Annotated in this window: 22 protein-coding genes; 4 read left to right on the forward strand and 18 right to left on the reverse strand. The window is 67.2% G+C overall.

The window, feature by feature from the left end:
• Nucleotides 1-54: 54 nt before the first annotated feature.
• Together CCR98_RS17800 and CCR98_RS17805 are read right to left on the reverse strand one after the other, a co-directional pair.
• Entirely contained in the window at nucleotides 55-456 is a 402-nt protein-coding gene (locus tag CCR98_RS17800) for a VanZ family protein (protein ID WP_198361098.1), read from the reverse strand.
• Nucleotides 444-1,628: an SAM-dependent methyltransferase gene (locus tag CCR98_RS17805; RefSeq protein WP_087923639.1), complete on the reverse strand. Its 1,185-nt coding sequence runs from the start codon at nucleotides 1,626-1,628 to the stop codon at nucleotides 444-446. The genes CCR98_RS17800 and CCR98_RS17805 overlap by 13 nt, the downstream gene beginning before the upstream one ends.
• A gap of 59 nt (nucleotides 1,629-1,687) precedes the next feature.
• Between CCR98_RS17805 and CCR98_RS17810 the strand changes: the two genes are divergently transcribed.
• Nucleotides 1,688-2,425, forward strand: a complete 738-nt coding sequence (locus tag CCR98_RS17810) for a pteridine reductase (protein WP_087923640.1) — start codon at nucleotides 1,688-1,690, stop codon at nucleotides 2,423-2,425.
• A gap of 80 nt (nucleotides 2,426-2,505) precedes the next feature.
• Here the strand turns inward: CCR98_RS17810 and folK are convergent, their stop codons facing one another.
• Nucleotides 2,506-2,991, reverse strand: a complete 486-nt coding sequence (gene folK / locus CCR98_RS17815) for a 2-amino-4-hydroxy-6-hydroxymethyldihydropteridine diphosphokinase (protein ID WP_087923641.1) — start codon at nucleotides 2,989-2,991, stop codon at nucleotides 2,506-2,508.
• An 89-nt stretch (nucleotides 2,992-3,080) separates the two neighbouring features.
• Between folK and CCR98_RS17820 the strand changes: the two genes are divergently transcribed.
• Nucleotides 3,081-3,824, forward strand: coding sequence for a 20S proteasome subunit A/B (locus CCR98_RS17820; RefSeq protein WP_087923642.1), 744 nt, complete (start codon nucleotides 3,081-3,083; stop codon nucleotides 3,822-3,824).
• A 74-nt stretch (nucleotides 3,825-3,898) separates the two neighbouring features.
• On the opposite strand, the gene CCR98_RS17825 is transcribed toward CCR98_RS17820, so the two are convergent.
• From CCR98_RS17825 to CCR98_RS17840, 4 genes are all read right to left on the reverse strand, one after another.
• A complete protein-coding gene (locus CCR98_RS17825) occupies nucleotides 3,899-5,410 on the reverse strand; it encodes a hybrid sensor histidine kinase/response regulator (protein WP_087923643.1) in 1,512 nt (503 codons plus the stop codon).
• A gap of 4 nt (nucleotides 5,411-5,414) precedes the next feature.
• Nucleotides 5,415-5,855 (reverse strand): response regulator, encoded by a 441-nt coding sequence (locus CCR98_RS17830; protein ID WP_087923644.1) that lies wholly within the window; start codon nucleotides 5,853-5,855, stop codon nucleotides 5,415-5,417.
• Complete coding sequence (locus CCR98_RS17835; RefSeq protein ID WP_087923645.1) at nucleotides 5,852-7,669, reverse strand: ATP-binding protein; 1,818 nt, start codon at nucleotides 7,667-7,669, stop codon at nucleotides 5,852-5,854. Before CCR98_RS17835 ends, CCR98_RS17830 begins: the two co-directional genes overlap by 4 nt.
• A 168-nt stretch (nucleotides 7,670-7,837) precedes the next feature.
• Nucleotides 7,838-8,221: a BON domain-containing protein gene (locus tag CCR98_RS17840; protein ID WP_087923646.1), complete on the reverse strand. Its 384-nt coding sequence runs from the start codon at nucleotides 8,219-8,221 to the stop codon at nucleotides 7,838-7,840.
• Between the two features lie 170 nt (nucleotides 8,222-8,391).
• On the opposite strand from CCR98_RS17840, the gene CCR98_RS17845 reads away from it, so the two are divergent.
• Entirely contained in the window at nucleotides 8,392-9,435 is a 1,044-nt protein-coding gene (locus CCR98_RS17845) for an oxidoreductase (RefSeq protein WP_087923647.1), read from the forward strand.
• 323 nt (nucleotides 9,436-9,758) lie between these two features.
• Here the strand turns inward: CCR98_RS17845 and gnd are convergent, their stop codons facing one another.
• From gnd to CCR98_RS17885, 7 genes are all read right to left on the reverse strand, one after another.
• Nucleotides 9,759-10,664: a phosphogluconate dehydrogenase (NAD(+)-dependent, decarboxylating) gene (gnd, locus tag CCR98_RS17855; protein WP_087923649.1), complete on the reverse strand. Its 906-nt coding sequence runs from the start codon at nucleotides 10,662-10,664 to the stop codon at nucleotides 9,759-9,761.
• Nucleotides 10,665-10,674: 10 nt separating this feature from the next.
• Entirely contained in the window at nucleotides 10,675-11,928 is a 1,254-nt protein-coding gene (locus CCR98_RS17860; RefSeq protein ID WP_198361028.1) for a hypothetical protein, read from the reverse strand.
• Nucleotides 11,929-11,930: 2 nt separating this feature from the next.
• Nucleotides 11,931-12,539 carry a DUF2242 domain-containing protein gene (locus tag CCR98_RS17865; protein ID WP_087923650.1) on the reverse strand — a complete coding sequence of 203 codons (609 nt, stop codon included), beginning with the start codon at nucleotides 12,537-12,539 and terminating at the stop codon, nucleotides 11,931-11,933.
• Between the two features lie 231 nt (nucleotides 12,540-12,770).
• Nucleotides 12,771-14,948: a carboxy terminal-processing peptidase gene (locus CCR98_RS17870; RefSeq protein ID WP_049442837.1), complete on the reverse strand. Its 2,178-nt coding sequence runs from the start codon at nucleotides 14,946-14,948 to the stop codon at nucleotides 12,771-12,773.
• 234 nt (nucleotides 14,949-15,182) lie between these two features.
• Complete coding sequence (gene lipA, locus CCR98_RS17875; RefSeq protein WP_087923651.1) at nucleotides 15,183-16,193, reverse strand: lipoyl synthase; 1,011 nt, start codon at nucleotides 16,191-16,193, stop codon at nucleotides 15,183-15,185.
• 18 nt (nucleotides 16,194-16,211) lie between these two features.
• On the reverse strand, nucleotides 16,212-16,922 hold the full coding sequence (lipB, locus tag CCR98_RS17880; RefSeq protein ID WP_087923652.1) for a lipoyl(octanoyl) transferase LipB: 711 nt from the start codon (nucleotides 16,920-16,922) through the stop codon (nucleotides 16,212-16,214).
• Nucleotides 16,910-17,188: a YbeD family protein gene (locus CCR98_RS17885; protein WP_005411067.1), complete on the reverse strand. Its 279-nt coding sequence runs from the start codon at nucleotides 17,186-17,188 to the stop codon at nucleotides 16,910-16,912. The genes lipB and CCR98_RS17885 overlap by 13 nt, the downstream gene beginning before the upstream one ends.
• Before the next feature lie 352 nt (nucleotides 17,189-17,540).
• Here CCR98_RS17885 and CCR98_RS17890 point away from each other — a divergent pair, with 352 nt between their 5' ends.
• Nucleotides 17,541-18,599: a lipid A deacylase LpxR family protein gene (locus CCR98_RS17890; protein WP_198361029.1), complete on the forward strand. Its 1,059-nt coding sequence runs from the start codon at nucleotides 17,541-17,543 to the stop codon at nucleotides 18,597-18,599.
• Nucleotides 18,600-18,854: 255 nt separating this feature from the next.
• Here CCR98_RS17890 and CCR98_RS17895 read toward each other — a convergent pair whose 3' ends face one another.
• The 4 genes from CCR98_RS17895 to rodA all read right to left on the reverse strand — a co-directional run bounded on the left by CCR98_RS17895 (nucleotide 18,855) and on the right by rodA (nucleotide 24,754).
• On the reverse strand, nucleotides 18,855-20,075 hold the full coding sequence (locus CCR98_RS17895) for a D-alanyl-D-alanine carboxypeptidase family protein (protein WP_087923654.1): 1,221 nt from the start codon (nucleotides 20,073-20,075) through the stop codon (nucleotides 18,855-18,857).
• A gap of 100 nt (nucleotides 20,076-20,175) precedes the next feature.
• A complete protein-coding gene (locus CCR98_RS17900; protein WP_087923655.1) occupies nucleotides 20,176-21,456 on the reverse strand; it encodes a septal ring lytic transglycosylase RlpA family protein in 1,281 nt (426 codons plus the stop codon).
• Complete coding sequence (mltB, locus tag CCR98_RS17905; RefSeq protein ID WP_087923656.1) at nucleotides 21,453-22,598, reverse strand: lytic murein transglycosylase B; 1,146 nt, start codon at nucleotides 22,596-22,598, stop codon at nucleotides 21,453-21,455. The genes CCR98_RS17900 and mltB overlap by 4 nt, the downstream gene beginning before the upstream one ends.
• Nucleotides 22,599-23,659: 1,061 nt before the next feature.
• Nucleotides 23,660-24,754, reverse strand: coding sequence for a rod shape-determining protein RodA (gene rodA, locus CCR98_RS17910; RefSeq protein WP_198361030.1), 1,095 nt, complete (start codon nucleotides 24,752-24,754; stop codon nucleotides 23,660-23,662).
• Nucleotides 24,755-24,799: the final 45 nt, after the last annotated feature.

Consider the following 24,799-nt stretch of genomic DNA (forward strand, 5'->3'; position numbering starts at 1 on the left):
CATCCACGCGCGGCGTGGATCTACCGGTAGGTGCCAACCTTGGTTGGCACGCCTTTACCCGCGCCAGCGCAACAGCAGGTCGCGCAGCGGCGTCAGTGCCGTGGCCAGGCCGGCCAGCACGCCAATGGTGTTGGCCAGCGCATCCATCGGGTCGGCAGTGCGGTTGCTGGTCAGCGCGCCCTGCGCGAACTCGATGCCGATGCCCATCAGCACCAGGCCTACACCGACCCACAGCAGCGGCCGCCCGCGCCGGAACAGCTGTACCGCACTGCCCGCCAGAATGAAGTAAGCAAGAAAGTGCTCGCCCTTGTCGCTGTTTTCCGGCAATGGAATCGTCGGCGGCGGGATCAGGCAGACCACGATCACCAGCAGCACTGCGGTGACCCACAGTGCGGTCCACAACCGCGGCCGCCGCAGCGGCTTGATTACCGGCAACGCGTGGCTCACAGGCGCCAGCTCAGGTCACCCAGCTCGAAGGCCGGTTCGAAATCGACGCCACGCTGCAGGCCGATGGCCTGGAAGCGCTCGCCCATCTCGGTCGGCAGGGTCAGCTTCTTCACCTGGTCGCGCAGCTGGATGCGCCCCACTTCATCGGTGCGTTCCTCGGCCAGCAGCAGCACCTGGTCCAGGCCATTACCGAGCAGGAAGCTGGCTTGGCTGCAGTAGCCGGCCAGTTCAAAACCACCGTGCAGCCCAGCCTCGGCCATCGCGGTGAAATCCACCGACGCGGTGATGTCCTGCAGGCCCGGCCAGCGGTGCACGTCGTTGTGCACGTGGTGGCGGTAGAACGCACGCACGGTGCCATCGTCACGGTCGTGCTGGTAGAACTCGCCGCGGTTGTAGCCGTAATCGACGAACAGCATCGCGCCGCGCTGCAGGCCGCCCGCCACCGCCTGCAGCCAGTACGGCAGCTGCGGCAGCACCTCGGAGCGGTAGCCCTCGGCGAAGGGCTTCTCCAGGTAGCGCTCGATATGACGCACCGCCCCGTTGAGCAGGATGTCCGCCGGCTGCGCGCCACGGATGAAGTTGCCTTCGACGTCCAGCTCGACGGTTTCCTCGTAGACCTCGCCGTCCCGGATCAGGAAGCGCGGGGTCGGCAGCGCATCGATCACCTCGTTGGCGAACACCACGCCCTCCCAGTCCTCTTCGAACGGGCGGTCGATCCAGTCCACGCGCGCGACCAGCTCGGCCGGCAGGTTCTGCTGCAGGCGCTGCTGCTGGCGCTCGCGCAGGTCGGCGCTGGGTTCGAGGATGGCGTAGCGCGACGGCAGCGCGTCCAGCTCGGCCAGGCGGATCAGCACGGCCTCAGCGAAGGCGCCGGTACCACCCCCCAGTTCCAGCATCCGCGCCTGCGCGCCCAGCTGGCCGAACACCGGCGCCAGCGCATTGGCCACGCTGCCGGCGAACAGGCTGCCGAGCTCGGGCGCGGTGGTGAAGTCGCCACTGCCGCCGAATTTGCTGGCGCCGGCGCTGTAATAACCCCAGCCCGGGGTATACAGGCACAGCTCCATGAAGCGGGAGAACGGCATTGCCCCGCCCTGCGCAAGGATTTCGGCGCGCAGGGCGGCCGCCAGCTGGTCGCTGTGGGCCAGGGCATCGGCTTCGGGCAGGGGGAAGGTGGGCTGCATGGCGTCTTCGAATGCGGTGACAATGGTGCACAGGATAGCCGAGCCTTGGAGGACCCTCGATGAGCGACACCCACCCCGTGGTCCTGATCACCGGCAGCGCGCGCCGGATCGGTGCGGCCATCGCCCGCCAGTTCCACGCCTGTGGCTGGTCGGTGGTGCTGCATGCCAACACCTCCAGCACCGAGCTGCAGCAGGCCGCGTTCGATTTCGACAACGTGCGCCCGGGCAGCGTGCTGGCCCTGCAGGCCGACCTGCGTGACGCCGACGCCCTGCCCGACCTGGTGGAACAGGCCGTTACCCACTTCGGGCGACTGGACGCGCTGGTCAACAACGCCTCCAACTTCTTCCCCACTCCCCTTGGCCAGGTCACCGCCGAGGCAATGGACGAGTTGTACGCGGTCAACGCGCGCGCGCCGCTGCTGCTGTCACAGGCGGCGGCACCCTACCTGCGCCGCCAGCAGGGCTGCATCGTCAACCTGACCGACCTGCACGGCACCGACCCGATGCGCGACCACATCGCCTACACCATGGCCAAGGCCGCGCTGGAGATGGCCACGCGCTCGCTGGCGCTGGAGCTGGCGCCGAAGGTGCGGGTCAATGCGGTAGCGCCCGGTGCGATCCTGTGGCCGGAACAGGGCAAGGACGATTTCGCCCGCGAGGCGCTGCTGGCGCGCACGCCGCTGGCGCGGATCGGCACCGTCGAGGAGATCGCCGAGGCGGTGTACTGGCTGGTGGCCGAAGCCAGTTTCGTCACCGGCCACACCCTGCGCGTGGATGGCGGGCGTACGGTCAGTTGACGATCCGCCGGGCATGGCCCGGCGCTACCGGGTCACGTAGATCGTTAGCGCCGGGCCATGCCCGGCGAGGGCAGTGGCCATCACTCGAGGTCCACCACCTCGAACGCCTCGCCAAACTGCTTGTGCGCACGCCACAGCGTTGCCAGGTCCAACCCGCTGACCGGGTCGATGAAGCCCGGCGCGATGTCGGCCAGCGGCTTCAGCACGAAGGCATGCTTCAGCTCCGGGCGCGGAATGCGCAGGTGGCCGGGGCCTTCCACCACCAGGTCGCCGTAGAACACCACGTCGATGTCCAGGGTCCGGTCGGAGAAGCGCGGCCCGCTGCGGTCGCGACCGTGCGCGTCTTCCAGCGCATGCAGCCAATCGTCCAGCTCCTGCAGCGGCAGATCGGTCTCGATCGCCACCGCATTGTTGAGGAAGGCCGGGCCATCGAAGCCGACCGCGGCGGTACGGTAGGCCGGCGATACCTGCAGCGCGCCGAAGCGCTCGCGCAGGGCCGCCACCGCGGCGTGGAGGTAGCGGCGGGGCTGGACATTGCTGCCCAGGCTCAGGAGCACGGTCGTCATGCGGTTCAGGTGGCAGCGATGGGGGCGTGGACATGCCGTCGTCACGGCGGCCTGCCTACAATCCGGGACGCACATGATAGGGCACCGACATGACCTATTGCGTTGGAATCGAGGTGGACGAGGGCCTGGTCTTTGCTGCCGACACCCGGACCAATGCCTCGCTGGACGATGTGCGCGTGCACCGCAAGCTGCACGTGTTCGAATATCCTGGCCAGGCAGCCTACGTGCTGATGGCGGCTGGCAACCTGGCCACCACCCAGCTGCTGGTGTCGCGCCTGGGGCGCGATGCCGGCGAACGGCGCGCGCCCAACCTGCGCGACATGAACCACCTGTTCGAAGCCGCCGAGTACGTCGGCCAGCTGCTGGTGGACAGCCAGGTGCACAGCAGCCATAGCGAGCATGGCCATGATGGGGTCAATACCCAGGCCACGCTGATCTTCGGCGGCCAGATCGCCGGCGAGCGCCCCGGGCTGTACATGATCTACCCGCTCGGCAACGCCATCGCCGCCTCGCCGGAGACGCCGTACCTGCAGATCGGTGAATCCAAGTACGGCAAGCCGATCCTCGACCGCATCCTCAGCCCGGCCACGCGCCTGGAAGATGCGGCGCGCACCGCCATCGTCTCGCTGGACTCCACCATCCGTTCCAACCTGTCGGTGGGCCTGCCGATCGACCTGGCGCTGCTGCGCGACGGTGAACTGCGCATCGGCCGGCAGCTGCGGCTGGGCGCGGATTCAGCGTTGTATGCGGACATCCACCAGAACTGGTCACGGCGGCTGGAACAGGCGGTGGACGCCCTGCCGCGCTTCCCCTGGGAAACGCTGGACCGGTAGCGCCGGTCGCTGGCCGGCAACCGCAGTGATCCCACCGCACAGGGATGCCGGCCAGCGGCCGGCACTACCCTTTGTCAGCCCAGCGCCTCGGCCACCGCGCGGAACACCTGCTGCATCTGCAGCGGCTTGCGCAGCACATGCACCTCCACGCCGGCAGGGAACGCATCGGCGGGCACCGCAACAGCTGCGTCCTCCAGCACCAGCGCCGGGCCGCGATAGCCCAGCGTGGCCATCTCGCCCAGCAGCTGGCTGGCCGGCAACAACTTCGAGCCGGCGTCGGCAATCACCAGCGCCGGCATCGCCTCCTGCTGCATCCAGCGCAGTGCCGCCGGACCATCGGAGGCCAGCTGCAACTGATACCCCTGGCTGGACAGCGCATTGCCAAGCAACGACAGGCGCGTGGCCTCGCCATCGACCACCAGGATCGACTGGCCACTGCCCAGGGCCACCAGCTGCTCGACCGGCTCGCTGCCATCAATGGCCTCATGCATCGGGAGTCGCAGTTCGAAGCAGGTGCCCTGCCCCGGCTGGCTGCTGACATGGATGCTGCCGCCGGCACCTTCGACGATGCGCTTGCAGGAAATCAGGCCCAGGCCGGTGCCATCAGCCTTGGTGGTGAAAAACGGATTGAACAGGTGCGACAGCGTGTCCGCATCCATGCCGATGCCTTCATCGGCCACGCAAATCTGCATCCAGTCCACGCCATCGCGCTCGCCGGCATGACTGGCGGTCAGGCTCAGGCGGCCGCCGTTGGGCATCGCCTGGATTGCGTTGAGCGCCAGGTTCAACATCACCTGCTGCAGCTCGGTGTAGTTGGCGTCGACCACCAGGCCTTCGTCCTGCACCTGCAGTTCCAGGCGTACGGCATCGGGCACGTTGCTGCGCAACAGCAGTGCCACCGCATCGAACAGGCCATCGATCTCGATGCGCTCGCTCGGCTTGCGCGAACCGCGCACGAACGACAGCATCGATTCGGCCATCTCGTGGCCTCGGCGGCCGCACTCGGCGATGACATCGGCCAGGTGGTGCAGCTGCGGATCGTCGGTGCGCGCCTTCAGCAGGTCCGGCATGATCAGCAACGGCTGCAGGATGTTGCGCAGGTCGTGGCTGAGGCCGGCGGCAAGCAGCGACAGGCTTTCCAGGCGCTGCGCGCGCATCAGTTCGGTTTCCACCCGTGCACGCTCCACCGCGCTGCGTGCATCGCGGATCGCACGCGCCACCGCCGACGGCAGGCGTGCCGGCAGATGCTTGATGATGTAGTCATTGGCGCCCTTCTGCAGCGCCGCCACCGCGTTCTCCTCACCCATCGTGCCGGAGACGAAGATGAAGGGCACTTCCGGCGAGGTCTCGCGCACGATGCGCAGCGCGTCATCACCGGAGAACCCCGGCATGCTCAGGTCGGACAGCACGATGTCCGGCTGGAACGCAGCCAGTGCCTGGCGCAGTTCCGCCTCGCTCTCGACACGCTCGAAACGGGCTTCCAGGCCCGCGTCGAGCATCTGTTCGGACATCAGCTCGGCATCCTCCGGTGAGTCCTCCACCAGCAGGATGCGCAGCGCCCCCAGGGCGGGACCGGTCAGGGGCATGGGCTCACTCGAGTTCCGGTGCCTGGTTGATCAACGCCCAGAACTTGCCCAGGGTCTGCACCGCGCCGAAGAACTGGTCCACGTCCACCGGCTTGACCACGTAGGCGTTCACGCCCATGTCCCAGCTGCGGGCCAGATCGCTTTCCTCGCGCGAAGACGACAGGATCACCACCGGCAGGCGCTTGAGTTCTTCGTGCTCGCGGATCTGCCGCAGCACCTCCAGGCCATCCATGCGCGGCATCTTGATGTCCAGCAGCAGTACCGCCGGCAGGCCTTCCTCGCGGCTGGCGAAGGCGCCGCGGCGCAGCAGGTAGTCCATCACTTCCACGCCGTCTTCGACGTGCACGATGGGATTGGCCAGACGCGCCTCTTCCAGGGCGTCGATCGCCATTTCGGCGTCAGCCGGGCTGTCTTCGGCGAGAAGAATGGTGCGCAGAGTGGTCATGCAGAAGGCCCTTGTTTGTCCGCGTCGATCGCGGGAGGCAGGTAGAAGTGGAAGGTGGCGCCGACGTCCGGTTCGGCCTCGGCCCAGATACGGCCGCCATGGCGGGTCAGCACGCGGCGCACGCTGGCCAGGCCTATGCCGGTACCCGGGTAGTCACTGGCCTTGTGCAGGCGCTGGAACACACCAAACAGTTTGCCGGCGTAGGCCATGTCAAAGCCTGCACCATTGTCGCTGACCGTGAACTGATGGCCGCCATCTGGCTGCGGCTGGTAATCCACGCGGATCTTCGCCGGCTCGCGGTTGCCCGAGTACTTCACCGCGTTGCCGAGCAGGTTCAGCCAGACCTGGCGGATCATGTTCTCGTCGCCCACCACGATCGGCAATGGCGCGATGCTCCATTCCACCTGGTGCGCATGGCCGCTGTTCTCGGCCTCGGCCTGCAGGTTGGAATCGAGCATGGCGCGGGTATCGGCCACCAACGACTGCATGTCCACCGCCTGCTGGCGCATCGCCACGCGGCCCAGCCGCGAGTACACCAGCAGGTCGTCGATCAGTGCCGCCATGCGCCGGGCCGAACTGGAGATCACTTCCAGGTAGTGCCGGCTCTTGTCATCGGCGGCGTCGCCGAGGTGGCGCGACAGCTTGTCGGAGAATCCGGCCACGTGGCGCAGCGGCGCACGCAGGTCGTGCGAAACCGAGTAGCTGAAAGCCTCCAGCTCGCGGTTGACCTCGGACACCTGCGCAACCTTTCCTTCCAGCTGGCGGTTCAGCTCTTCCACGCGCAGCTGCACTGCGCGCTGCATGGTGACGTCGCTGATGGTCAGCAGCACCACTTCGTCATCGGTGTCGGGCAGCGGCATGCGCCGTGCGTTGAGCAGCATGTAGCGCACCATGCCATCGGCAGTGCGCTGCTCGTGCTCGAAGTCCCAGAGTTCGCGACCGCGCGACAGTACGTCGGCCAGGCGCTGTCGCACCACCGGATCCTGCCAGGCGTTGTCGCCAACCGTCTCCAGCAGCAGGCCATCGGCGCGCTCGTCCTGCAGGCCGTACAGTTCGGCGAATGCCGGGTTGTGCAGCTGCACGCGCAGGTCGCGGTCGAGCAGCACGATCGGTTCGCGCACAGTCTGCAGCACCGAGGCCGCGCGTGCAGCCGAGCGCAGCGATTGCCGCTCCGCATGGAGGCGACGGCCGATCTGCCGCTGCAGCAGCCACAGCACCAGGCCGAGCAGCGCCAGCTGGATCACCAGCGAACTCCACGACACCAGTTCGGTCTGCTTGCGCTGGCGCGCGGCCTGCTCGGCCCGCAGCGCCAGCAGCTTCTGCTCGCTGGCCTGCAGCTCTTCCACCAGGCCACGAATCGGGTAACGCGTGCTCAGGTCCTGCACCAGCTCACGCTGGTCGCTGTTCGGTTCGGACCTGGCCAGCTCGCGGGCCACCGCCAGGCGGCCTTCCAGCATCGATTCGATCCGACCGATGCGGATCAGCTGGTCGGGATTGTCGCGGGTCATCCGGCCCAGTTCGGCCAGGCGCCCGGGAATCTCGTTGGCCCTGGCCATGCGCTCGCGCAGGCCGGGGGCATCCACCCCCTTGGAAAGGGTCAATGCCGCCGATTCGACATCGCGCACGTCGGCCTGCAGTTGCTGCAGCGCCACGCCAACGGCCTGGGTGTGGTTGACCCAGGCCATCGCTTGTTCGCTGTCGTGCTGCAGTTTGCGCAGGGTCAACCACGGCACCACGATGATCGCTGCAGCGGCCAGCGCCAGGGCCGGCAACCGCCAGCGGTCCCAGATGTCGTCACTGAAAACCAGCGCCATAGTTCCTCGTCAGCTCAGCCGCGAAGCGTTGGCCGGGGCGAACCCGGCTGCGGCGGAACCGGCAATATAGCGCAGGCGGTCACAACTCTGGAGTTTCCAGCCGGGTTGCCTGAACAGGTTATGGGAACCCCATGCAGCGGGCGCCCCGCACCGGGGCGCCCGCCCGGTTCAGCGCTTGGCGGCAGCGCTGACCTTCAACGCGGCGGCATCGACGCGGGTCACGCCCTTGATGCCCTTGGCAGTGGTGACCGCCCTGTCCTTCTCGGCCTGGGTGGCCACGGCACCGCTCAGGCTGACCACGCCGTTCACGGTTTCCACCTTGATTTCAGTGCCCGGAACGTTGCTGCTGGCCAGCAGGTCGGCCTTCACCTTGGTGGTGATCCAGCTGTCGGTCACCGGCTCGTTGGAGTCATGGCGATCGGCATGGGTCGTCGGATGGGTGCTGGTCGGCGGGCTCTTCGCGGCCGGGTCCTTGGCGAATGCAGCCGAGGAGGACAGCGCCAGGCCCAGCGTCAGGGCGGAAGCAATCAGCGTGCGGGTGGTATTGCTCATCGTGTCGTACTCCTTCGGGATGTGCTGCCAGTCTGGACAAGCCGCCGTAGAGCAGGCGTGGCGTTGCGGTCATGCCGCCGTGAATCGAAACGTTTCCAACGGCAACGGTTCAGTTTTGGACGGCCAGCACCCGTCGTTTACCCTGCTCTTCCCACTGCCGGAGCCCTGCCATGCGCCCCGACCTGCAACTGGCCCTGATCGGCTACGGCCTCGCCGGCCGCGTCTTCCATGCGCCACTGATCCAGCACACGCCCGGGCTGGTGCTGCACAGCATCGTCAGTTCGCAACGCGACGCCTTGTTGCGCGCGTTCAGCGACGTACACGTGCGCGCCACGCCACAGGAGGTATTCGACGATCCAGCGGTGGATGCGGTGGTGATCGCCACACCGAACGAACAGCACGCGCCGCTGGCGATCGCCGCGCTGGCGGCGGGCAAGCACGTGCTGGTCGACAAGCCGTTCGCGCTGGATGTGGCCGAAGCGGAAACGGTGCTGGCTGCGGCGCGCGACGCCGGACGCATCGCCACCGTGTTCCAGAACCGGCGCTTCGATGCCGGCTTCCTCACGCTGCAGGCGCTGCTGGCCGAAGGCACGCTCGGTGACGTGGCCGAGTGCCACGCGCACTTCGACCGATACCGCCCGCAGGTGCGCGACCGCTGGCGCGAGCAGGACGGACCGGGTAGTGGCCTGTGGTACGACCTCGGCCCGCACCTGCTCGACCAGATGCTGGTGCTGTTCGGCTGGCCCGAGGCGATCGATGCCGATCTGGCCGTACAGCGCGAAGGCGGCAGCGGCATCGATTACTTCCACGCGGTGCTGCACTACCCGCGACACCGCGCGATCGTGCACGCTGGTTCACTGGTGGCGGCGCCCACGCCGCACTTCGCAGTGCATGGCCGCGATGGTAGCTGGATCAAGCAGGGACTGGATGTGCAGGAAGCGCAGCTGCGCAGGGGCGTGGCACCGGGCGCGCCGGGCTGGGGCATTGATCCGCGGCATGGCGAGCTGTTGCGCTGCGATGCCGAAGACAACGTGCAGCGCACGACGGTCGACAACCTGCCGGGCGACTACCGGCGGCTGTATGCGCAGTTTGCCGCCGCGATGCACGGCGACGGCGAAGCGACGGTCAGCCCGGTGCAGGCGCTGCAGCTGATGCGGTTGCTGCAGGCCGGCATGGACAGCGCGCGCGAAGGGCGGCGGGTGCAGTTGAGATGACCGGCAGGGCTGCGCTCTGCACCTGCCGAATCAACGGCAACGTCAACGTCAAAAACAAGCTATCCGTGAGATGGCGGGGTGGGTCCGGTTGCGGGGGACGCCGTAAATACGTCCCTGTAGGCTCGGTCGCGCCATCCATGGCGCTCACGCCCCCGCAACCGGACCCACCCCGCCTTCGACAGATTCCCGCGCCCGACGGTAGGTGTCGACCTTGGTCGACACATCCACGCCATGCGTGGATGACGTGGCAACGATCGGAGAAGGCTTTCTTCATGGGGTCGGAACCCTTTCCTGTGGAAAGGGTTCCGACCCCACCGCAGTGCTTACGACTTCTTGATGGCGTGGCCGCCGAATTCGTTGCGCATCGCCGACAGCAGGCGATCAGTGAACGAATTGGATTCACGCGAACGCAAGCGTTCCAGCAGCGACAGCGTGATCACCGGTGCCGGCACATCGAGCGCGATGGCTTCGGCGACAGTCCAGCGGCCTTCGCCGGAATCCTCCACGTACGGCGCGATGCCATCCAACGAAGGATTGCGCTTGAGTGCTTCGGTGCTCAGGTCCAGCAGCCACGAACGCACCACGCTGCCGTGGCGCCACACCTCGGCCACCTGGGCCAGGTCCAGCTCCATCTCCTGCTTGCGCTCCATCAGCGCGAAGCCTTCGGCATAGGCCTGCATCATTCCGTACTCGATGCCGTTGTGGACCATCTTGGTGAAGTGGCCGGCGCCGGACGGGCCGACACGCCCCCAGCCACGATCCTCGGCCGGAGCCAGCGTGCGCAGCAGCGGTGCGATCTGCTCCACCACCGATGCTTCGCCACCGACCATCAGGCTGTAGCCTTCCTGCAGGCCCCACACGCCACCGCTGGTGCCGCAGTCGACGTAGCCAAGATCGCTCTCGGCCAGCGCCTTGGCGCGGCGGATCGAGTCCTGGTAGTTGGAGTTGCCGCCGTCGATGACGATGTCCCCCTCGGCCAGGTGCGGGGTCAGCTGGCCCAGCGTCTGGTCGACGGTTTCGCCGGCCGGCACCATCAGCCACACCACGCGCGGCACCGGCAGCGCGGTCACGGCGGCGGCCAGCGAATCAACCACCTCCAGGCCGGCCTCGGCGGCGCGCTGGCGGGCGCCTTCGCCCGGGTCGTAGCCGACCACGCGGTGGCCGCCGCGATGCAGGCGCTGGGCCATGTTGGCGCCCATGCGGCCGAGGCCGATCATTGCAATATCCATTGTTTCACCTTCAGTTGGGGTCTAGGGTCAGGCTGCCTGGCCTGCCGGTAGCCGCGCAGTGGCGCAGCTGCGCCTCGCGCCAACGCCGGTAGAGCGTGGTATGCAGATTGTGCACCGCCAGGTCGATCGAAAACGGCGTTCTCGGGTTGCGATCGAGCAGGCGGGCGATGTGGTAGCCGATAGGACGTATACCGCGCGGATGCACATAGATCACGAACTGCTGGTAGAACGGATCGTCCAGCAGTTGGTCCATGCGCATCAGCGCAGCGTGGTAGCGCGGCGCCAGCCGTGCGCGCAGCTGTGGATCGCGCTCGAACAGCAGGCGTTCGAAATAGCGTTGGCCCGTACGTGGAATGCCCTGCGCGAGTTTCCATAGTTCGATATTGCGCTGGTCGTACCAGGCCAGCCCCCCATGCGTCGCCAGGGCCTGCGCAGCGCCCTCGCCCACGTCGACCACCACGAAGTTCTCGGCCTGGTTGCTCAGGTCGTCCAGCGTACCCGTGTCGTACACATGTTCAATGAAACCGGGCACGCCCACGAACGCCTGCCGCCCCATCGCCGACGTGCCCACCGCCTTGCCGTCGGCGAAGAAGTCGCCGGCATGCGCGCCGAGCAGGATGCTGTCGGTCTCGTGCAGCGCGAGGAAGGTGCCGATCGACAGTTCGTCCGCTGCGAACGCCGTATCGAACGCGGCATCGCCATACAGCTCGCGCTGAGTGGCCAGCTGCGCGACCTGGCGGCCGACACCGCATTCGGCACGCACGGCACCGCTGTAGAACGCCTGCAGCGCATGGCTGTTGCCCGCGCGGGGCACGAAGCCACGACCGAAACTACGCGTACGCTGCCAGCCCTGTGCCGGCGCGCCACGCATACCGAAGCCGATCCACCCCAGTTGCGGGCCGGAGAAGCGGAACGAGGGATTGCCCTGCAGTGCCGAGGTCGCGCGCCGCGTGGCCGCCCCCAGCTCGAAGGCATAGGCGCAGACCGTGGCAGGGTCATCCAGCAGCTGCTGCAGCAGCGCCTGCCGTGTGGCAGCCGGCAGCGCTGCCGGCCATCGCACGCGCAGGTCACCGGCCGCCTGCGAGTCAGCCAGCGAGGCACGTGTGCACACAGGACCACCGTGTACCTGCGGCGCATGGAGGGGCGCTTCTTCGAAGCGCCATCCCAGCCGCTGCAGCAGTCCCTGCGCGCAGTCCGGAGAGGGCGCTGCCCCGACCCACGCTGGCGCCAGCAGCAGGGCTGCAATCAGCCACCTGCCGCGCACGCTCAGCCCTGGTCCGTAACCGCCGGTGCGGGTTCCGGCACCGCTGCCGGCGATGGCGATGGCGATGGCGATGGCGCAGATTTACCCGCCGCAGCCGGCAGGTACTGCTGCAGGCGCTGGAAGAAGCGACGATAGAACTCAGCGTCGGTGACCGTACTGCTGGCCACCTTCACCAGCGAGTCGTCGTTGCTGCCGAATGGCAGCGACACCGAACCCAGCGCGCCCACGCCGACGCTGGCGGAGGTCGGGCTCTTCTTCAGTGCGTAGCGATCCTGCACGGCACTGACGAACACCAGCGTCTGGCTGCCACGCGGGGCGCAGGAGATGCGCAGCACCAGCTGCTCATGGTCATCCTCGCGCGGCTGGAAATTCTTGTTGCCCTCCACCTGTGCATCATCGGAACGGGCGATGGCATAGCCCTGGCTGAGCAGGGTGCGGCGCGCCGCCTCGCAGGCGTCGCCCGGGCGCCCATCGACCGTGCGCGAGAAGGTATCGCCGGAATCGAAGGATTCGCGCAGCACGGTGCTGTCGGCGGCACGGCCACCGCAGGCCGAGAGGATCAGGGCGCTGGTGAGCGCCACGGCAGCACTGGAAAGACGGGAGGCCCGCATGGGTACTCCTGCGAGAACGGAAGCACCAAGAGTAGTCCCGCCCCCGTGTGCGGCAGGTCGACATGCCCCCCCACGTTGCTCCCGGTTCATGCACGAAAAAGGGACGGAGGGAATTAAGTCGTTTGTGGCACTTCGCTCGCCGGGCATGGCCCGGCGCTACCGTGAACGAGGTCCCCAAACAGAAAGGGGCCGGCAATGCCGGCCCCTCGGGTATCACATGCCGTCTCCGGCTCAGTCCGCCCAGCGGCCGGCGCCGGTGGACTGCGGCAGCACCTGTGCGGACAGCGGACGGTCGTTGGCCAGCAGGTTCACCGCGTCGGCGAGGATCGAGGCCGACTCGCGCAGCAGCGGGTCCGGGCGCTTTTCCGCCGCCTTCTCGCGCGCGGCATCCTTCACGATGTCACGCTCGTTGCCGGTCAGGCCATCGTCGCTGCTGTCGTCGGCCAGCGGATCCAGCGCCAGACCCAGTTCCTTGCGCTGCACCTGGCGCTCCTTGCGCTGGGCGTCCTGGCGCTCGCGCTCGGCGCGGCGGGTGGCCTCGTTCAACGAGATGTACTTCTTCGCCGCTTCAGTGCGGAACTGCTGCACGTCCTCGTTCCACCACTGGAATTCCTTGTCGGTGGCGATACGCGCGTCGTGACGGGTCTCCAGCTTCGGCAGCAGCGGCGCGAAGTTGCCGTACTGGGTGTGCGGCACGGCGGCGATGCGGGTCCACGGCAGGGCGTTGTCGTAGGTGCTTTCGCCGAATTCGGTGGCATCGACGCTGGCCGGGAAGGCCAGGTCCGGCACCACACCCTTGTGCTGGGTGCTGCTGCCGCTGATGCGGAAGAACTGGGCGATGGTCAGCTTGACCTGGCCGAAGCGCTGGGTTTCGCCGCTCGGCCAACGGTCGAGGTCGACGATGTTCTGCACGGTGCCCTTGCCGAAGCTGGTTTCACCGATCACCAGGCCACGACCGTAGTCCTGGATGGCACCGGCGAAGATCTCCGAGGCCGAGGCCGAACCACGGTTGATCAGCACTGCCAGCGGGCCGTCCCACGCCACGCCCTGGTTGCGATCGCTGTTGACGGTGACGCGGCCACCGGACTCGCGCACCTGCACCACCGGGCCCTGCTCGATGAACAGGCCGGTCAGTTCGATCGCTTCATCCAGCGAGCCACCACCGTTGTTGCGCAGGTCCAGCACCACGCCGTCCAGCTTGTCGTTCTTGAAACCGGCCAGCAGCTTGGCCACGTCGCGGGTGGCCGAGGCATAGTCGGCGGCATTGCGGCGGCGGCCTTCGAAGTCCTGGTAGAAGGTCGGCAGCTTGATCACGCCGATCTTCCGTGCCGGCTCGCCGTTGGCGGCCGGAATGGTCATGGTCTCGCCCTTGGCGGCCTGTTCGGCCAGGCGCACCTTCTGGCGGGTCAGCACCAGGGTGTGGTGCTTGCCGTCGGCACCTTCGGCGGCCGGAATGAATTCCAGCTTGACCTGGGTGTCCTTGGCGCCGCGGATCTTGGCCACGACATCGTCGATGCGCCAGCCGATCACGTCCTCGACCAGGCCGGACTTGCCCTGGCCAACGCCGACGATGCGGTCACCCGGCTTCAGCGTGCCGTCCACCGCGGCCGGACCACCGGCGATGATCTCGCGGATCACCACCACGTCGTCCTGGCGCTGCAGCTGCGCACCGATGCCTTCCAGCGACAGCGACATCGCCTGGTTGAAGTTCTCGGCGGTGCGCGGCGTGAAGTAATCGGTGTGCGGATCAACCGCGCTGGTGTACGAGTTCATGAAGAACTGGAAGACGTCTTCGCCCTTCAGCTCGTTGACCGACTTCTCCAGCGTGGCATAGCGCTTGTCCAGCGTCTTGCGGATGTCGTCCGGCTTCTTGCCGGCCAGCTTCAGGCGCAGCCAGTCGTTCTTCACCGACTTGCGCCACAGCTCATCCAGCTCGGCGCTGCTGGCCGCCCACGGCACCTTCTTGCGGTCGTATTCGAAGCGCTCGTCGGTGGTGAAGTCCGGCTCCTGCTTGAGCAGCTTGCGCGCATAGGCCACGCGCTCGCCGACGCGCTGCTTGTACACCGCGAACACCTGGAACGCCGGCTCCAGCTCGCCGCCACGGATGGCCGAGGAGATGTTGGCTTCGAACGGCGCGAAGCGCGCCACGTCGGCCTGGGTGAAGTACTGCTTGCCGCCGTCCAGGGTTTCCAGGTAGCGCTTGAACACGTCCTTGGAGGTGGCCTCGTCCAGCGCACGCGGGCGGTAGGCGTAGCGGCTGTCGGACAACAGGCCGTACACCAGCTTGGAGGTGGTCACCTGATCGGCGGTGGCAGCCGCGGGCAATGCGGGCGAGTCGGCCTTGGCCGCCAGCGCCAACGGCGCGACCAGCGCCAGGGCCATCAGGAATGCGGGGGCTTTGAATTTCATTGACGTGCTCGAAGGCGCCTTGCCAAGGGGGAGACTGCAGGGTGTTAAGACACCCCGACAGTGCCGAAAGTTGCCGGGTTTGTCACCCGGCCGCGCTCGGTGGAAAACCAGCCTAGCGGGGCCGGTGTAGCAAATTGTGAATGCAGGCAAAGGCGTGCGGACCAACGGTCCGCACCCACCATGCTGGTGGTGGCACCCATCGGCAGCCCCGGGCTGTGGCCCGGCGGCAACCGCTTACCGGACGCCGGCGCCCTTGGCCTGCACGTCGGCGTGGTACGACGAGCGCACCATCGGGCCGGAGGCCACGTGGCTGAAGCCCAGCTCGTAGCCGTAGTCTTCCAGCGCCTTGTAGTCCTCGGGGGTCCAGTACTTCAGCACCGGGTGGTGGTGCGGGGTCGGCTGCAGGTACTGGCCGATGGTGATCATGTCCACGTCATGCGCGCGCAGGTCGCGCATGGTGGCCTTGATCTGCTCGAACTCTTCGCCCAGGCCCAGCATGATGCCGCTCTTGGTCGGCACGTCCGGGTGCTGCGCCTTGAAGTTCTTCAGCAGGTTCAGCGACCACTGGTAGTCCGCACCCGGACGCACGTTGCGGTACAGGTCCGGCACGGTTTCGATGTTGTGGTTGAACACATCCGGCGGGTTCTGCGCCAGGATCTCCAGCGCGCGCTCCATGCGGCCCTTGCCGCGGAAGTCCGGGGTCAGCACTTCGATGCGGGTACCGGGCGACTTCGCGCGGATGGCGCTGATGCAGTCGACGAAGTGCTGGGCACCGCCGTCGCGCAGGTCATCGCGGTCGACGCTGGTCACCACCACGTACTTCAGGCCCATGTCGGCCACGGTCTGGCCGAGGCTGGCCGGCTCGTTGGAATCCGGCGGCTTCGGGCGGCCGTGGGCCACGTCGCAGAACGAGCAGCGGCGGGTGCAGACCTCGCCGAGGATCATGAAGGTGGCGGTACCATGGCCGAAGCACTCGTGGATGTTCGGGCAGCTGGCTTCCTCGCACACCGTCACCAGGCGGTTCTCGCGCAGCTTGGCCTTCAGGTTCTGCACGGCATTGCCCGAGGGAATGCGCACGCGGATCCAGGACGGCTTGCGCAGCACCGGCGCGTCGGCGAACTGCACCGGCGAACGGTTGATCTTGTCACCGCCCAGCTGCTTGACCCCGGCCTGCAACGGCGCGGCGGACGGAGAGTCGCCCTGCACGATCTGCAGGGGAATGGAACGGGCGGTGGTTTCAGTCATGGCAGTTCCGGGGGGCGGTCAGGCGGCCGCAGAAAGATCGGGCAGTTCCGGCGTGTGCTGCAGCAGCAGGCCGAACTGGCGGGCCAGGTGGTCCAGCAGCACCGGCTTGACGGCATCCATCCCGGAGGGGCCGCCCAAGTCTACCACCGAGGTCACCTGCAACCCCTGATAGCCACAGGGGTTGATGCGGTGGAAGGGCTCCAGGTCCATGGCCACGTTGAAGGCCAGGCCATGGAAGGTGCAGCCGCGGCGCACGCGGATGCCGAGCGCGGCGATCTTGGCGCCACCGACGTAGACGCCCGGGGCGCCCTCGCGGCGTTCGGCGCCGATGTTCCACTCGGCCAGGGTATCGATGAGCGCCTGCTCGATGCGGCACACGTAGTCGCGCACGCCGATGCCCAGCCGCGGCAGGCGCAGCAATGGATAGACCACGATCTGGCCGGGGCCGTGATAGGTCACCTGGCCGCCGCGGTCCACGTGCAGCACGGGGATCTCGCCCGGCGCCAGCACATGCTCGTCCTTGCCGGCCTGGCCCAGGGTGAATACCGGGTCGTGCTCGACCACCCACAGCTCATCGGCGTCTGCCTCGCTGCGCTGGTCCGTGAAGCGTTGCATGGCGCGCCACACCGGTTCATAGGCCTGGCGGCCGAGGTCACGGACCACCGCCGGACGCGGCGCGCGGTCTTCCGGGGCGGCTTCGGCCGGGCAGCTGCCGGCTACAGCGTCCACTTCACTTCCGGGTGATCGCGCAGTGCCTGGTGCGCCAGGTCGTACTGTTCGCGGCTTTCGGCCTTGAACACGATGCGGACGGACACGTACTTGCCGTTGGACGAGTGCTTCCAGCTGATGCGTTCGTTCACCACATCGATGCCGGCGGCCAGCAGCAGACGGGGAAGTTCATGCTCCAGGCCGCGGTTGGCCGGGCCCATGGCACTGAGCTCGAACTGGCCGGGGAACTGGAAGCCGTGGTCGGGGTTGTCGGACTTGATTTCCATGGCCCCATTATCGGGCCGCAGGGCAACAAACCCAAGAGTATTCACCAACGTCAAAGACGGCACAGGCGGCCTGCTGCGTTGCAGACGGCCCAGGCGCCGGGGCCGAAGGCCCAACGGCAGCTGACTGGAATTACCTGTCCCGCCGTGGCCCCGGCACCGTGCGGCCGGCCTTCGGCCGCCTTCACGCCAGGCCCGCAGTACGTGCGCGGGTAACAAATTGTGTCCGCCGGACAATGTTGTTTTCGGAACAGACAAGTGATCCCAACGTGCTCGTTCCGGCGCGCGGGCACGGGTACCGTAGCGTTGCAGAAAACGACAGAAAACCGCCCCCTTCCCTATGAGCATTCCATCCATGCGTAGTGTCGCAGCCCTTGGGCTGGCCGGCCTGCTGGCCTCTGCCTTCCCCTTTGCCGCCCAGGCGGCCGAACAATGTGGCCCGGACGCGATGCGCGACCACCCGCCGCAGGTCAATTTCCGCGTCGACAACGACCTGTTCGGCGGCCGCCACCAGGACCAGGGCTATACCAACGGTGCGCTGTTGACCCTGGTCTCGCCCAATCTGGTCGATTACACCGACGACCCGTGCCTGCCGCGCATGGCGCGCTGGGTGAACCAGTACCTGGAAGGCCTGCATCCGGGCAGGTTCGAACAGCAGAACATGATCTTCAGCATTGGCCAGGGCATCTTCACTCCGACCGATTTCAGCCGCAGGGACCTGATCGAGGACGACCGCCCTTACGCCGGCGTACTGATCGCAAACTTCGGTTTCAATGCGCGCAGCGGCGACCGCCTGCAGACCACCCAGTTGACGCTGGGCGTGGTTGGCCCGTGGGCACAGGGAAGGCAGGTGCAGAATGCCGTGCACGCAGTGCTGGGCGACGAGAAATTCAAGGGCTGGGACAACCAGCTGCACAACGAGCCGCTCTTCATGCTGACCCATGAGCGCATGCGCCGCTGGCCGGGTGATGCCAGCATCAATGCCGACGGCTGGGGTTGGGACGCGATCAGCCACTACGGCGGCTCCATCGGCAACCTGGAAACCAAGGCCAACTTCGGCGGTGAAGTGCGCTTCGGCTGGAAGCTGCCGGACGACTTCGGCAGCACGCCGTTGCGCCCGGCCGGTGAGAACACGGCACCGACCCGTGGCGGTCGCCCCAATGGCTGGTCATGGCACCTGTTCGCGACCTCGGACGTCGCCTGGGTGATCCGCGACATCACGCTGGACGGCAACACCTTCCGCAACAGTCACAGCGTGGACAAGCGCCATGTGGTGGCCTACGGCGGCTACGGCGTGGCCGTGATGCGTGGGCGCTGGAAGTTTGCAATGGCGCGTTACCACAGCACGCGCGAATTCAACGGCCAGCGCGAAGCGCCGGTGTTCGGCAGCTTCACCATCAGCCGCTCGCTGTAAGCGAGGGGCTGAGGGTGAAGTGGATAGGTGCCGACCGTTGGCCGGCACACCGGTTATTGCATCGCTCGCTGTAAGCGATGGGTTGAGGGTAGTGCCGGCCGCTGGCCGGCTGCTGGCACATCCGGATGGGTTCATGAGGAGCCGGCCAGCGGCCGGCACTACCCACATCCGGCAGGATTCATGCGCAAGCGGCATCCCGAAACAGAAAAGGCCGGCATTCGCCGGCCTTTTCCCTTCACCACGCCGAGGCGTGGATCATTCCGATTCCCACCACATCCAGAAGCTGTCCCACAGGCGCTTGAAGAAGCCGGCCTGCTCGACGGCGGCCACGGCCACCAGCGGTGCCTCGGCGATGACCTTGCCATCCAGGGTGACCTTCACGGTGCCGATCTGCTGGCCGGCGGTGAACGGTGCTTCCAGAGTCTTGGGCACGTCGATGCTCGGCTTCAGGTCGCTGTAGCGGCCGCGCGGCACGCTCACCAGCATCGGCTGGGCCACGCCCAGCTGCACCTTGTCGGTGGTGCCCTTCCAGACCTTGTGCTCGGCCACGGCCTTGCCCGGTTCGTACAGGCGGTGGGTCTCGAAGAAGCGGAAGCCCCAGTTCAGCAGGGCCAGGCTGTCGTCGGCACGCTGCTTCTCCGACGCACCCCCCAGCACCACGGCGATCAGGCGCTGGTCGCCACGCTGGGCCGAGCTCATCAGGCAGTAGCCGGCTTCGGAAGTGTGGCCGGTCTTGATGCCGTCCACGCTGCCATCGCGCCACAGCAGCAGGTTGCGGTTCGGCTGCTTGATGTTGCCGACCTGGAATTCCTTGATCTTGTTGTACGCGTAGGTTTCCGGGTAATCACGCACCATCGCGCGGCCCAGCAGCGCCAGGTCGTAGGCGGTGCTGTGGTGGCCTTCGGCGGTCAGGCCGTGGGCGTTGACGAAGTGCGAGTCCTTCATGCCGATCTTGGCGGCGTAGCTGTTCATCAGCGACGCAAAGGCTTCTTCGCTGCCGGCCACGTGCTCGGCCAGGGCGATCGCGGCGTCATTGCCGGACTGGATCGCCATGCCCTTTTCCATGTCTTCCAGGCGTGCGGTCTGGTTGACCGGGAAGCCGCTGTAGCTGCCGTCGGTGCCGGCGCCACCTTCGCGCCAGGCGCGCTCGCTCATCATCACCTGGTCATCCGCACGGACCTTGCCGTTCTTGACCTCGGCGGCGATCACGTAGGACGTCATCACCTTTGTGATGCTGGCCGGGGCCAACTGCTCGTGGACGTTCTCGCCAGCCAGTACCTGGCCGGTGGCGTAATCCATCAGGACCCAGGCCTTGGACACGCTCGGGGCCGGGGCCGGCGGAGTGGCGACGGTGGCCGGGGCAGCAGCGGCGGCAGCAGGCGCCGGCGTGGCCGGGGTCGGCAGCGGGGTCTGGGCGGAAGCCAGGCCCACCACCAGGGTGGCGGCCAGGGCGGTGGCGGCGGAACGGAAATTCATTGGACAGCAGGCTCCAGGGGACGGCCGGGAATGGAGGGTGGAACGTAACGGCCATTGTAAGGCCGGGGGAGCATGGGCCGGCAGCACCGGCCCGGGCGGATCAATCCTTGACGATCTGCGGCGAACCCAGGCCCAGACCGGCGATGCGGCCGACAAGTTCCGCGGCACTGGCATGGTCGTTGGCGGGAACGCGCAGGCGGAACAGGGTGCGGCCACCGGCAGCGATGTCGCTGATGGTCGCACCGACGATGCCGGCGGCATTGAGCTGGCCCATCGCGCGGTTGGCGTTGTCGCGGTTGGAGAAACTGGCGACCTGCACCATCACCGCGCCCACCACCTGCTGCGACAGGCTGGGTGCCGCCGGCGTGGCGGCGACGGTGCGCACCGGTGCCGGCGCGACGGCGCGCGGCGTGGCGCTGGCGACTGCTACCGGTGCCGGTGCAGTGCTGCGCACCGGCGGCGCACTCGGCGGCAGGCTGCTGACCGCTACATCCGGCACGGTGCTGGCCACGCCCTGGGTGGTGGCCGGCTGGCCACGTGCCGGCATGCCATCGGCCGGCAGGCCCTTGACCAGGCGATCGATGTCGCTGTCGGCGGTTGCGCGCGCGGTCGGTGCGGGGCGCGCACTGGCCATTACAGTTGAAGCAGCGGCGGCTTCCGCAGCCCGGCGTTCGCGGCGCGACGGCTTCTGCGCCAGCAGGTTGCTCTCGCCCGGCTGCAGCGCGCGCACTTCCACATTGCCGGTACCGCGCTGGGTGATGCCCAGGCGCACGGCGGCGGCATAGCTGAGATCGACCACGCGGCCATCATGGAACGGGCCGCGGTCGTTGACGCGCACGATCACCGATTCGCCGTTGTCGAGGTTGGTCACGCGGGCGAAGCTGGGCAGCGGCAGCGTCTTGTGCGCGGCGGTGAACTGGTACATGTCGTAGACCTCGCGGTTGGAGGTCAGGCGGCCATGGAACTTGGCGCCGTAGTACGAGGCGGTACCGCGCTCGACATAGTTGCGGGTGTCGTCGAGCACCTTGTACGACTTGCCCAGCACCACGTACGGCGACTTGTTGCCGATCGCCGAGCGCTCCTCGGCGGTCACTTCCGGCTCGGGAATGCAGGCGACGTTCGGAACATAGTCCGGCGTGCTGTCACGCACGCCCGGCTTGTACAGGCCACCGGCGGTGTAATTGCCGCGGGTACTCAGGTCTTCCTTTGCCGCCGCGTACGGCGACCCTTCCGGGCAGTGTGCCGGGCGCGAGCCACGACCCTGTACCAGGGTGCCGCCGGACTTGCCACCATGGCCGGCCGTGGCCGGCTTCTTCGGCGCGCTGCTGCAGGCAGCCAACGCGAGGACGATCAAGCCTGAGACCAGCCATCTGATGTTCATGCCGGGGGCAGCTCCTGTCCGGCGATGGCCTGGGACAACTGGAACACGGCCATCGCGTACATCTTCGAGAGGTTGTAGCGGGTGATCGCGTAGTAGTTCTGGAAGCCGAGCCAGTACTGCTTGCCGGTGCTGCCTTCAAGCGTGATCGGGGTGGCGGTAGTGCCCGGCTGCACCGGCGCACCCGGCTGGTAGCCGCGCTGCGCCAGGTCGGCCATCGACCAGGTCGGCATCCATTCGGTCGGGTTGAACTCCTCGCGTCCCGGCGCCAGCGTGGCCGGCACGGCCACCTGCCCGCCACGTACCCAGCCGCCCTTCTTGACGAAGTAGTTGGCGATGGACGAGAACACGTCGTCGTAGCTGGTGAACAGGTCGCGGCGGCCATCACCATTTCCGTCCACGGCGTAATCGAGATAGCTGGATGGCATGAACTGGCCCATGCCCATCGCACCGGCATAGCTGCCCTTGAGCGTGGTGATGTCCAGCTTTTCTTCGCGGCCCAGCTCGAACAGCTTGGCCAGTTCATCGCGGAAGAACAGCTCGCGACGCACTTCGCGTTCCAGCTTGGCCGGGTCGCCGCTGCGCGGGTAATAGAACGCCAGGGTGTACAGCGCATCCAGCACGCGATGGCTGCCGGCATTCTTGCCGTAGCTGGTCTCCACGCCAATGATCGCCACGATCACTTCGGCCGGCACGCCGGTGCGCTGCTGCACGCGATCCAGTTCGGCACGGTGCTGGGCCAGGAACGCGCGGCCACCATCGATGCGCGCCTTGCTGATGAACATCGGCCGGTATTCGTTCCACGGCTTGACCCGCTCGGCCGGGCGCGACATCGCGGCGATGATCGGCTGGCGCACCTGCGCCTGGTCGAGCACGCTGCTGATCTGCTCCGGCTTCAGGCCATAGCGCTTGGCGGTATCGGCAATGAAGCGGGCCCGTGCAACCTCGAACGGTACCGGGGTCAGATCAACCGGCGGCGCAGTGGCGGCGGCGGCTTCGGGTGCAGCCTCGGCCGGGCCATGGGCCTTGGCGGCGGGTTGGCGCGGCGTACTGCTGGCCTGGGGCGAAGACGGTGGGGACTTCGGCTGGGTCGCGCAGGCGACCAGGCCGAGGGTGAGCATGCAGGCCAGAGTGCGTCGAATCATCGTCGCAGGTTAGCAGGTCATGGATGAATTAAAACCCCTAACACCATGAATCACAACGATTTGCCCGCGTTCAGCGGGAAATGTGAAGACGTCGTGATCACCCTTCCCCATTCAGATAGAGGTTGCCGGTTGCGCCCCCATCCCCGCAGACGCAACCGGCGACCGGATCCGGTCGGTACCTGCGCGGCTGCCGCTCCCCAGTGGCAGTACCCCGCGCTCCCTGTACCCGTTGGATCAGTACTGCTTCCCGCCCGACGCCCCCTCGCGCTGCATCGATTGACGGCGCGCCGTGCCGAACGGGCCGCCATTGTGCAGGCCGATTACGACAAGTCCATTGATCAAGATCAACGCGCTGTAAAAGTGTGAACCAGCTAACATTTTTTCTGGAAATTGGTCAGAGCGCGTGTTGCTGTGCGGCGTTGTGAGAACGCTTCCACAACGGGCATTGCGCAGAGTCAGGAAGGCTCCAGCCAACGGCGCAGCCCCTCGTGTGTGGAATTGGTCGCTGAAAGCCGGATTGCTGAGGGCTGGCCGGGTGGGTGGGCACTGCGGGGACGCCGTGAACCCATCCATGGGGGCTTGGCCGCGGCATCCATGCCGCGGACACCCCGCACTGCCCACCCACCCGGCCGCTGGCAGATTCCGTGTTCGTCCACCCACGGAAAAGAAAAAGAAGATCAAAAGCAAAACCAGCTTGGCCGCGCGCTTCCATTGCTTCCTGTAGAGCCGAAGGCAGCGGCAGGAGCCGCTGCCAACGTCGCCCATGGCGACGGCCCGAAGGGTGCCGGTCAGGACGACCGGCATAGCCATGCTCGGCTCATGAGCAAGCGCAGCGCCGCGACCCGCTTTTGATCTTCTCTTTCTTCTCCGTGGGTAGACGCGCACGGAGCCTGTCCGTGGCCGGGTAGATGGGCTGCGCAGGGGCGTGAGCCGCATGGATGCGGCGACCGAGCTTACATGGACGTACTTGCAGCGTCCCCTGCGCAGCCCATCTACCCGGCCCCACCCATGAACTGCTTTGCGCGACCACCCACGAGGGGCTGCGCCGTTGGCTGGAAACCCTATCCCCCGTGTACAGGCCGGTGCCCACGCACCGCCATCACCAACCCGATGCCAGCCAACAGCGACACCGCCGAGGTCCCGCCGTAGCTGATCAGCGGCATCGGAATGCCCACCACCGGCAGCAGGCCTGAAATCATTCCACCGTTCACCAGCACGTAGACGAAGAACGCCAGCCCCAGGCTGCCGGCCAGCAACCGCGCATGGGTGTCGCGCGCGTGTACTGCAATCCACAGGCAACGCCCGACCACGAACAGGTACAGCGCGAACAACGTTGCCACGCCCAGCCAGCCGAACTCCTCGGCCAGCACCGAGAACGCGAAGTCGGTGGTGTACTCGGGCAGGAAATCCAGCGTGGCCTGCGTGCCCTGCCCCCAGCCACGCCCCTGCCAGCCACCGGAACCGATCGCAATGCGCGACTGCAGGATGTTCCAGCCGGTGCCAAGCGGATCTGCCGCCGGGTCGAGGAAGGTCAGCACGCGATCCTTCTGGTACGGCCGCAACAGGCCGAACCACGCCAGGGGTGCAGCCACCGCCAGCCCTGCCGCACCCGTGGCCACCCAGCCCCAGTGCAGTCCGGCCAGCAACAATGCGAACACGCCGCTGGCAGTCACCAATGTGGCGGTGCCGAGGTTGGGCTGCATCAGGATCAGCACCGCCGGCAGGCCGATCAGCACCGCGGCGGTCAGTACCGTGCGTGGCGACGGCGGCAGCGGTTGCCGGTGCAGGTACCACGCCATCATCAGCGGCAGGCTGAGCTTGAGCAGCTCGGACGGCTGCAGGTAGAACACGCCCAGGTTGAGCCAGCGCTGCCCGTACTTGCCGGTGCCGATCACATACACCGCCATCAGCGGCAACATCGACAGCGCATACAACGCCGGTGTCCACGCGCGCAGGCGCAGCAGCGACACGCGCGACAGCAGCCACATGGCCAGCAGCCCACCGGCAAAGCGCGCTGCCTGGCCACCCACCGGCCCGGACACGCTGTGCAGCACCGCCAGGCCCGCGCCCATCAGCATCAACAAGGCGACCAGCAACGGCAGATCGATCGTGCGCACCACCTCACGGCAGCCGCCAAGCAGTCGTTTCCATTCCACGCACAGCACGCTAGCAACGGGCGCTTGCGTGGAGCTTTCACGGTG

Origin of the sequence: Stenotrophomonas sp. WZN-1 (genome assembly GCF_002192255.1) — a bacterium.
Classification (GTDB): domain Bacteria; phylum Pseudomonadota; class Gammaproteobacteria; order Xanthomonadales; family Xanthomonadaceae; genus Stenotrophomonas.

Bases quoted from the DNA above. Each gene is read 5' to 3' on its own strand.
- lipA (WP_087923651.1), bottom strand. From the start codon at position 16,193: ATGACTGAAACCACCGCCCGTTCCATTCCCCTGCAGATCGTGCAGGGC.
- CCR98_RS17845 (WP_087923647.1), top strand. From the start codon at position 8,392: ATGCGCCCCGACCTGCAACTGGCCCTGATCGGCTACGGCCTCGCCGGC.
- CCR98_RS17835 (WP_087923645.1), bottom strand. From the start codon at position 7,669: ATGGCGCTGGTTTTCAGTGACGACATCTGGGACCGCTGGCGGTTGCCG.
- folK (WP_087923641.1), bottom strand. From the start codon at position 2,991: ATGACGACCGTGCTCCTGAGCCTGGGCAGCAATGTCCAGCCCCGCCGC.
- CCR98_RS17865 (WP_087923650.1), bottom strand. From the start codon at position 12,539: ATGCGGGCCTCCCGTCTTTCCAGTGCTGCCGTGGCGCTCACCAGCGCC.
- CCR98_RS17840 (WP_087923646.1), bottom strand. From the start codon at position 8,221: ATGAGCAATACCACCCGCACGCTGATTGCTTCCGCCCTGACGCTGGGC.
- CCR98_RS17810 (WP_087923640.1), top strand. From the start codon at position 1,688: ATGAGCGACACCCACCCCGTGGTCCTGATCACCGGCAGCGCGCGCCGG.
- gnd (WP_087923649.1), bottom strand. From the start codon at position 10,664: ATGGATATTGCAATGATCGGCCTCGGCCGCATGGGCGCCAACATGGCC.
- CCR98_RS17805 (WP_087923639.1), bottom strand. From the start codon at position 1,628: ATGCAGCCCACCTTCCCCCTGCCCGAAGCCGATGCCCTGGCCCACAGC.
- CCR98_RS17870 (WP_049442837.1), bottom strand. From the start codon at position 14,948: ATGAAATTCAAAGCCCCCGCATTCCTGATGGCCCTGGCGCTGGTCGCG.
- CCR98_RS17900 (WP_087923655.1), bottom strand. From the start codon at position 21,456: ATGAACATCAGATGGCTGGTCTCAGGCTTGATCGTCCTCGCGTTGGCT.
- CCR98_RS17825 (WP_087923643.1), bottom strand. From the start codon at position 5,410: ATGCCCCTGACCGGTCCCGCCCTGGGGGCGCTGCGCATCCTGCTGGTG.
- mltB (WP_087923656.1), bottom strand. From the start codon at position 22,598: ATGATTCGACGCACTCTGGCCTGCATGCTCACCCTCGGCCTGGTCGCC.
- CCR98_RS17820 (WP_087923642.1), top strand. From the start codon at position 3,081: ATGACCTATTGCGTTGGAATCGAGGTGGACGAGGGCCTGGTCTTTGCT.
- CCR98_RS17830 (WP_087923644.1), bottom strand. From the start codon at position 5,855: ATGACCACTCTGCGCACCATTCTTCTCGCCGAAGACAGCCCGGCTGAC.
- CCR98_RS17895 (WP_087923654.1), bottom strand. From the start codon at position 20,075: ATGAATTTCCGTTCCGCCGCCACCGCCCTGGCCGCCACCCTGGTGGTG.
- CCR98_RS17890 (WP_198361029.1), top strand. From the start codon at position 17,541: ATGCGTAGTGTCGCAGCCCTTGGGCTGGCCGGCCTGCTGGCCTCTGCC.
- CCR98_RS17885 (WP_005411067.1), bottom strand. From the start codon at position 17,188: ATGGAAATCAAGTCCGACAACCCCGACCACGGCTTCCAGTTCCCCGGC.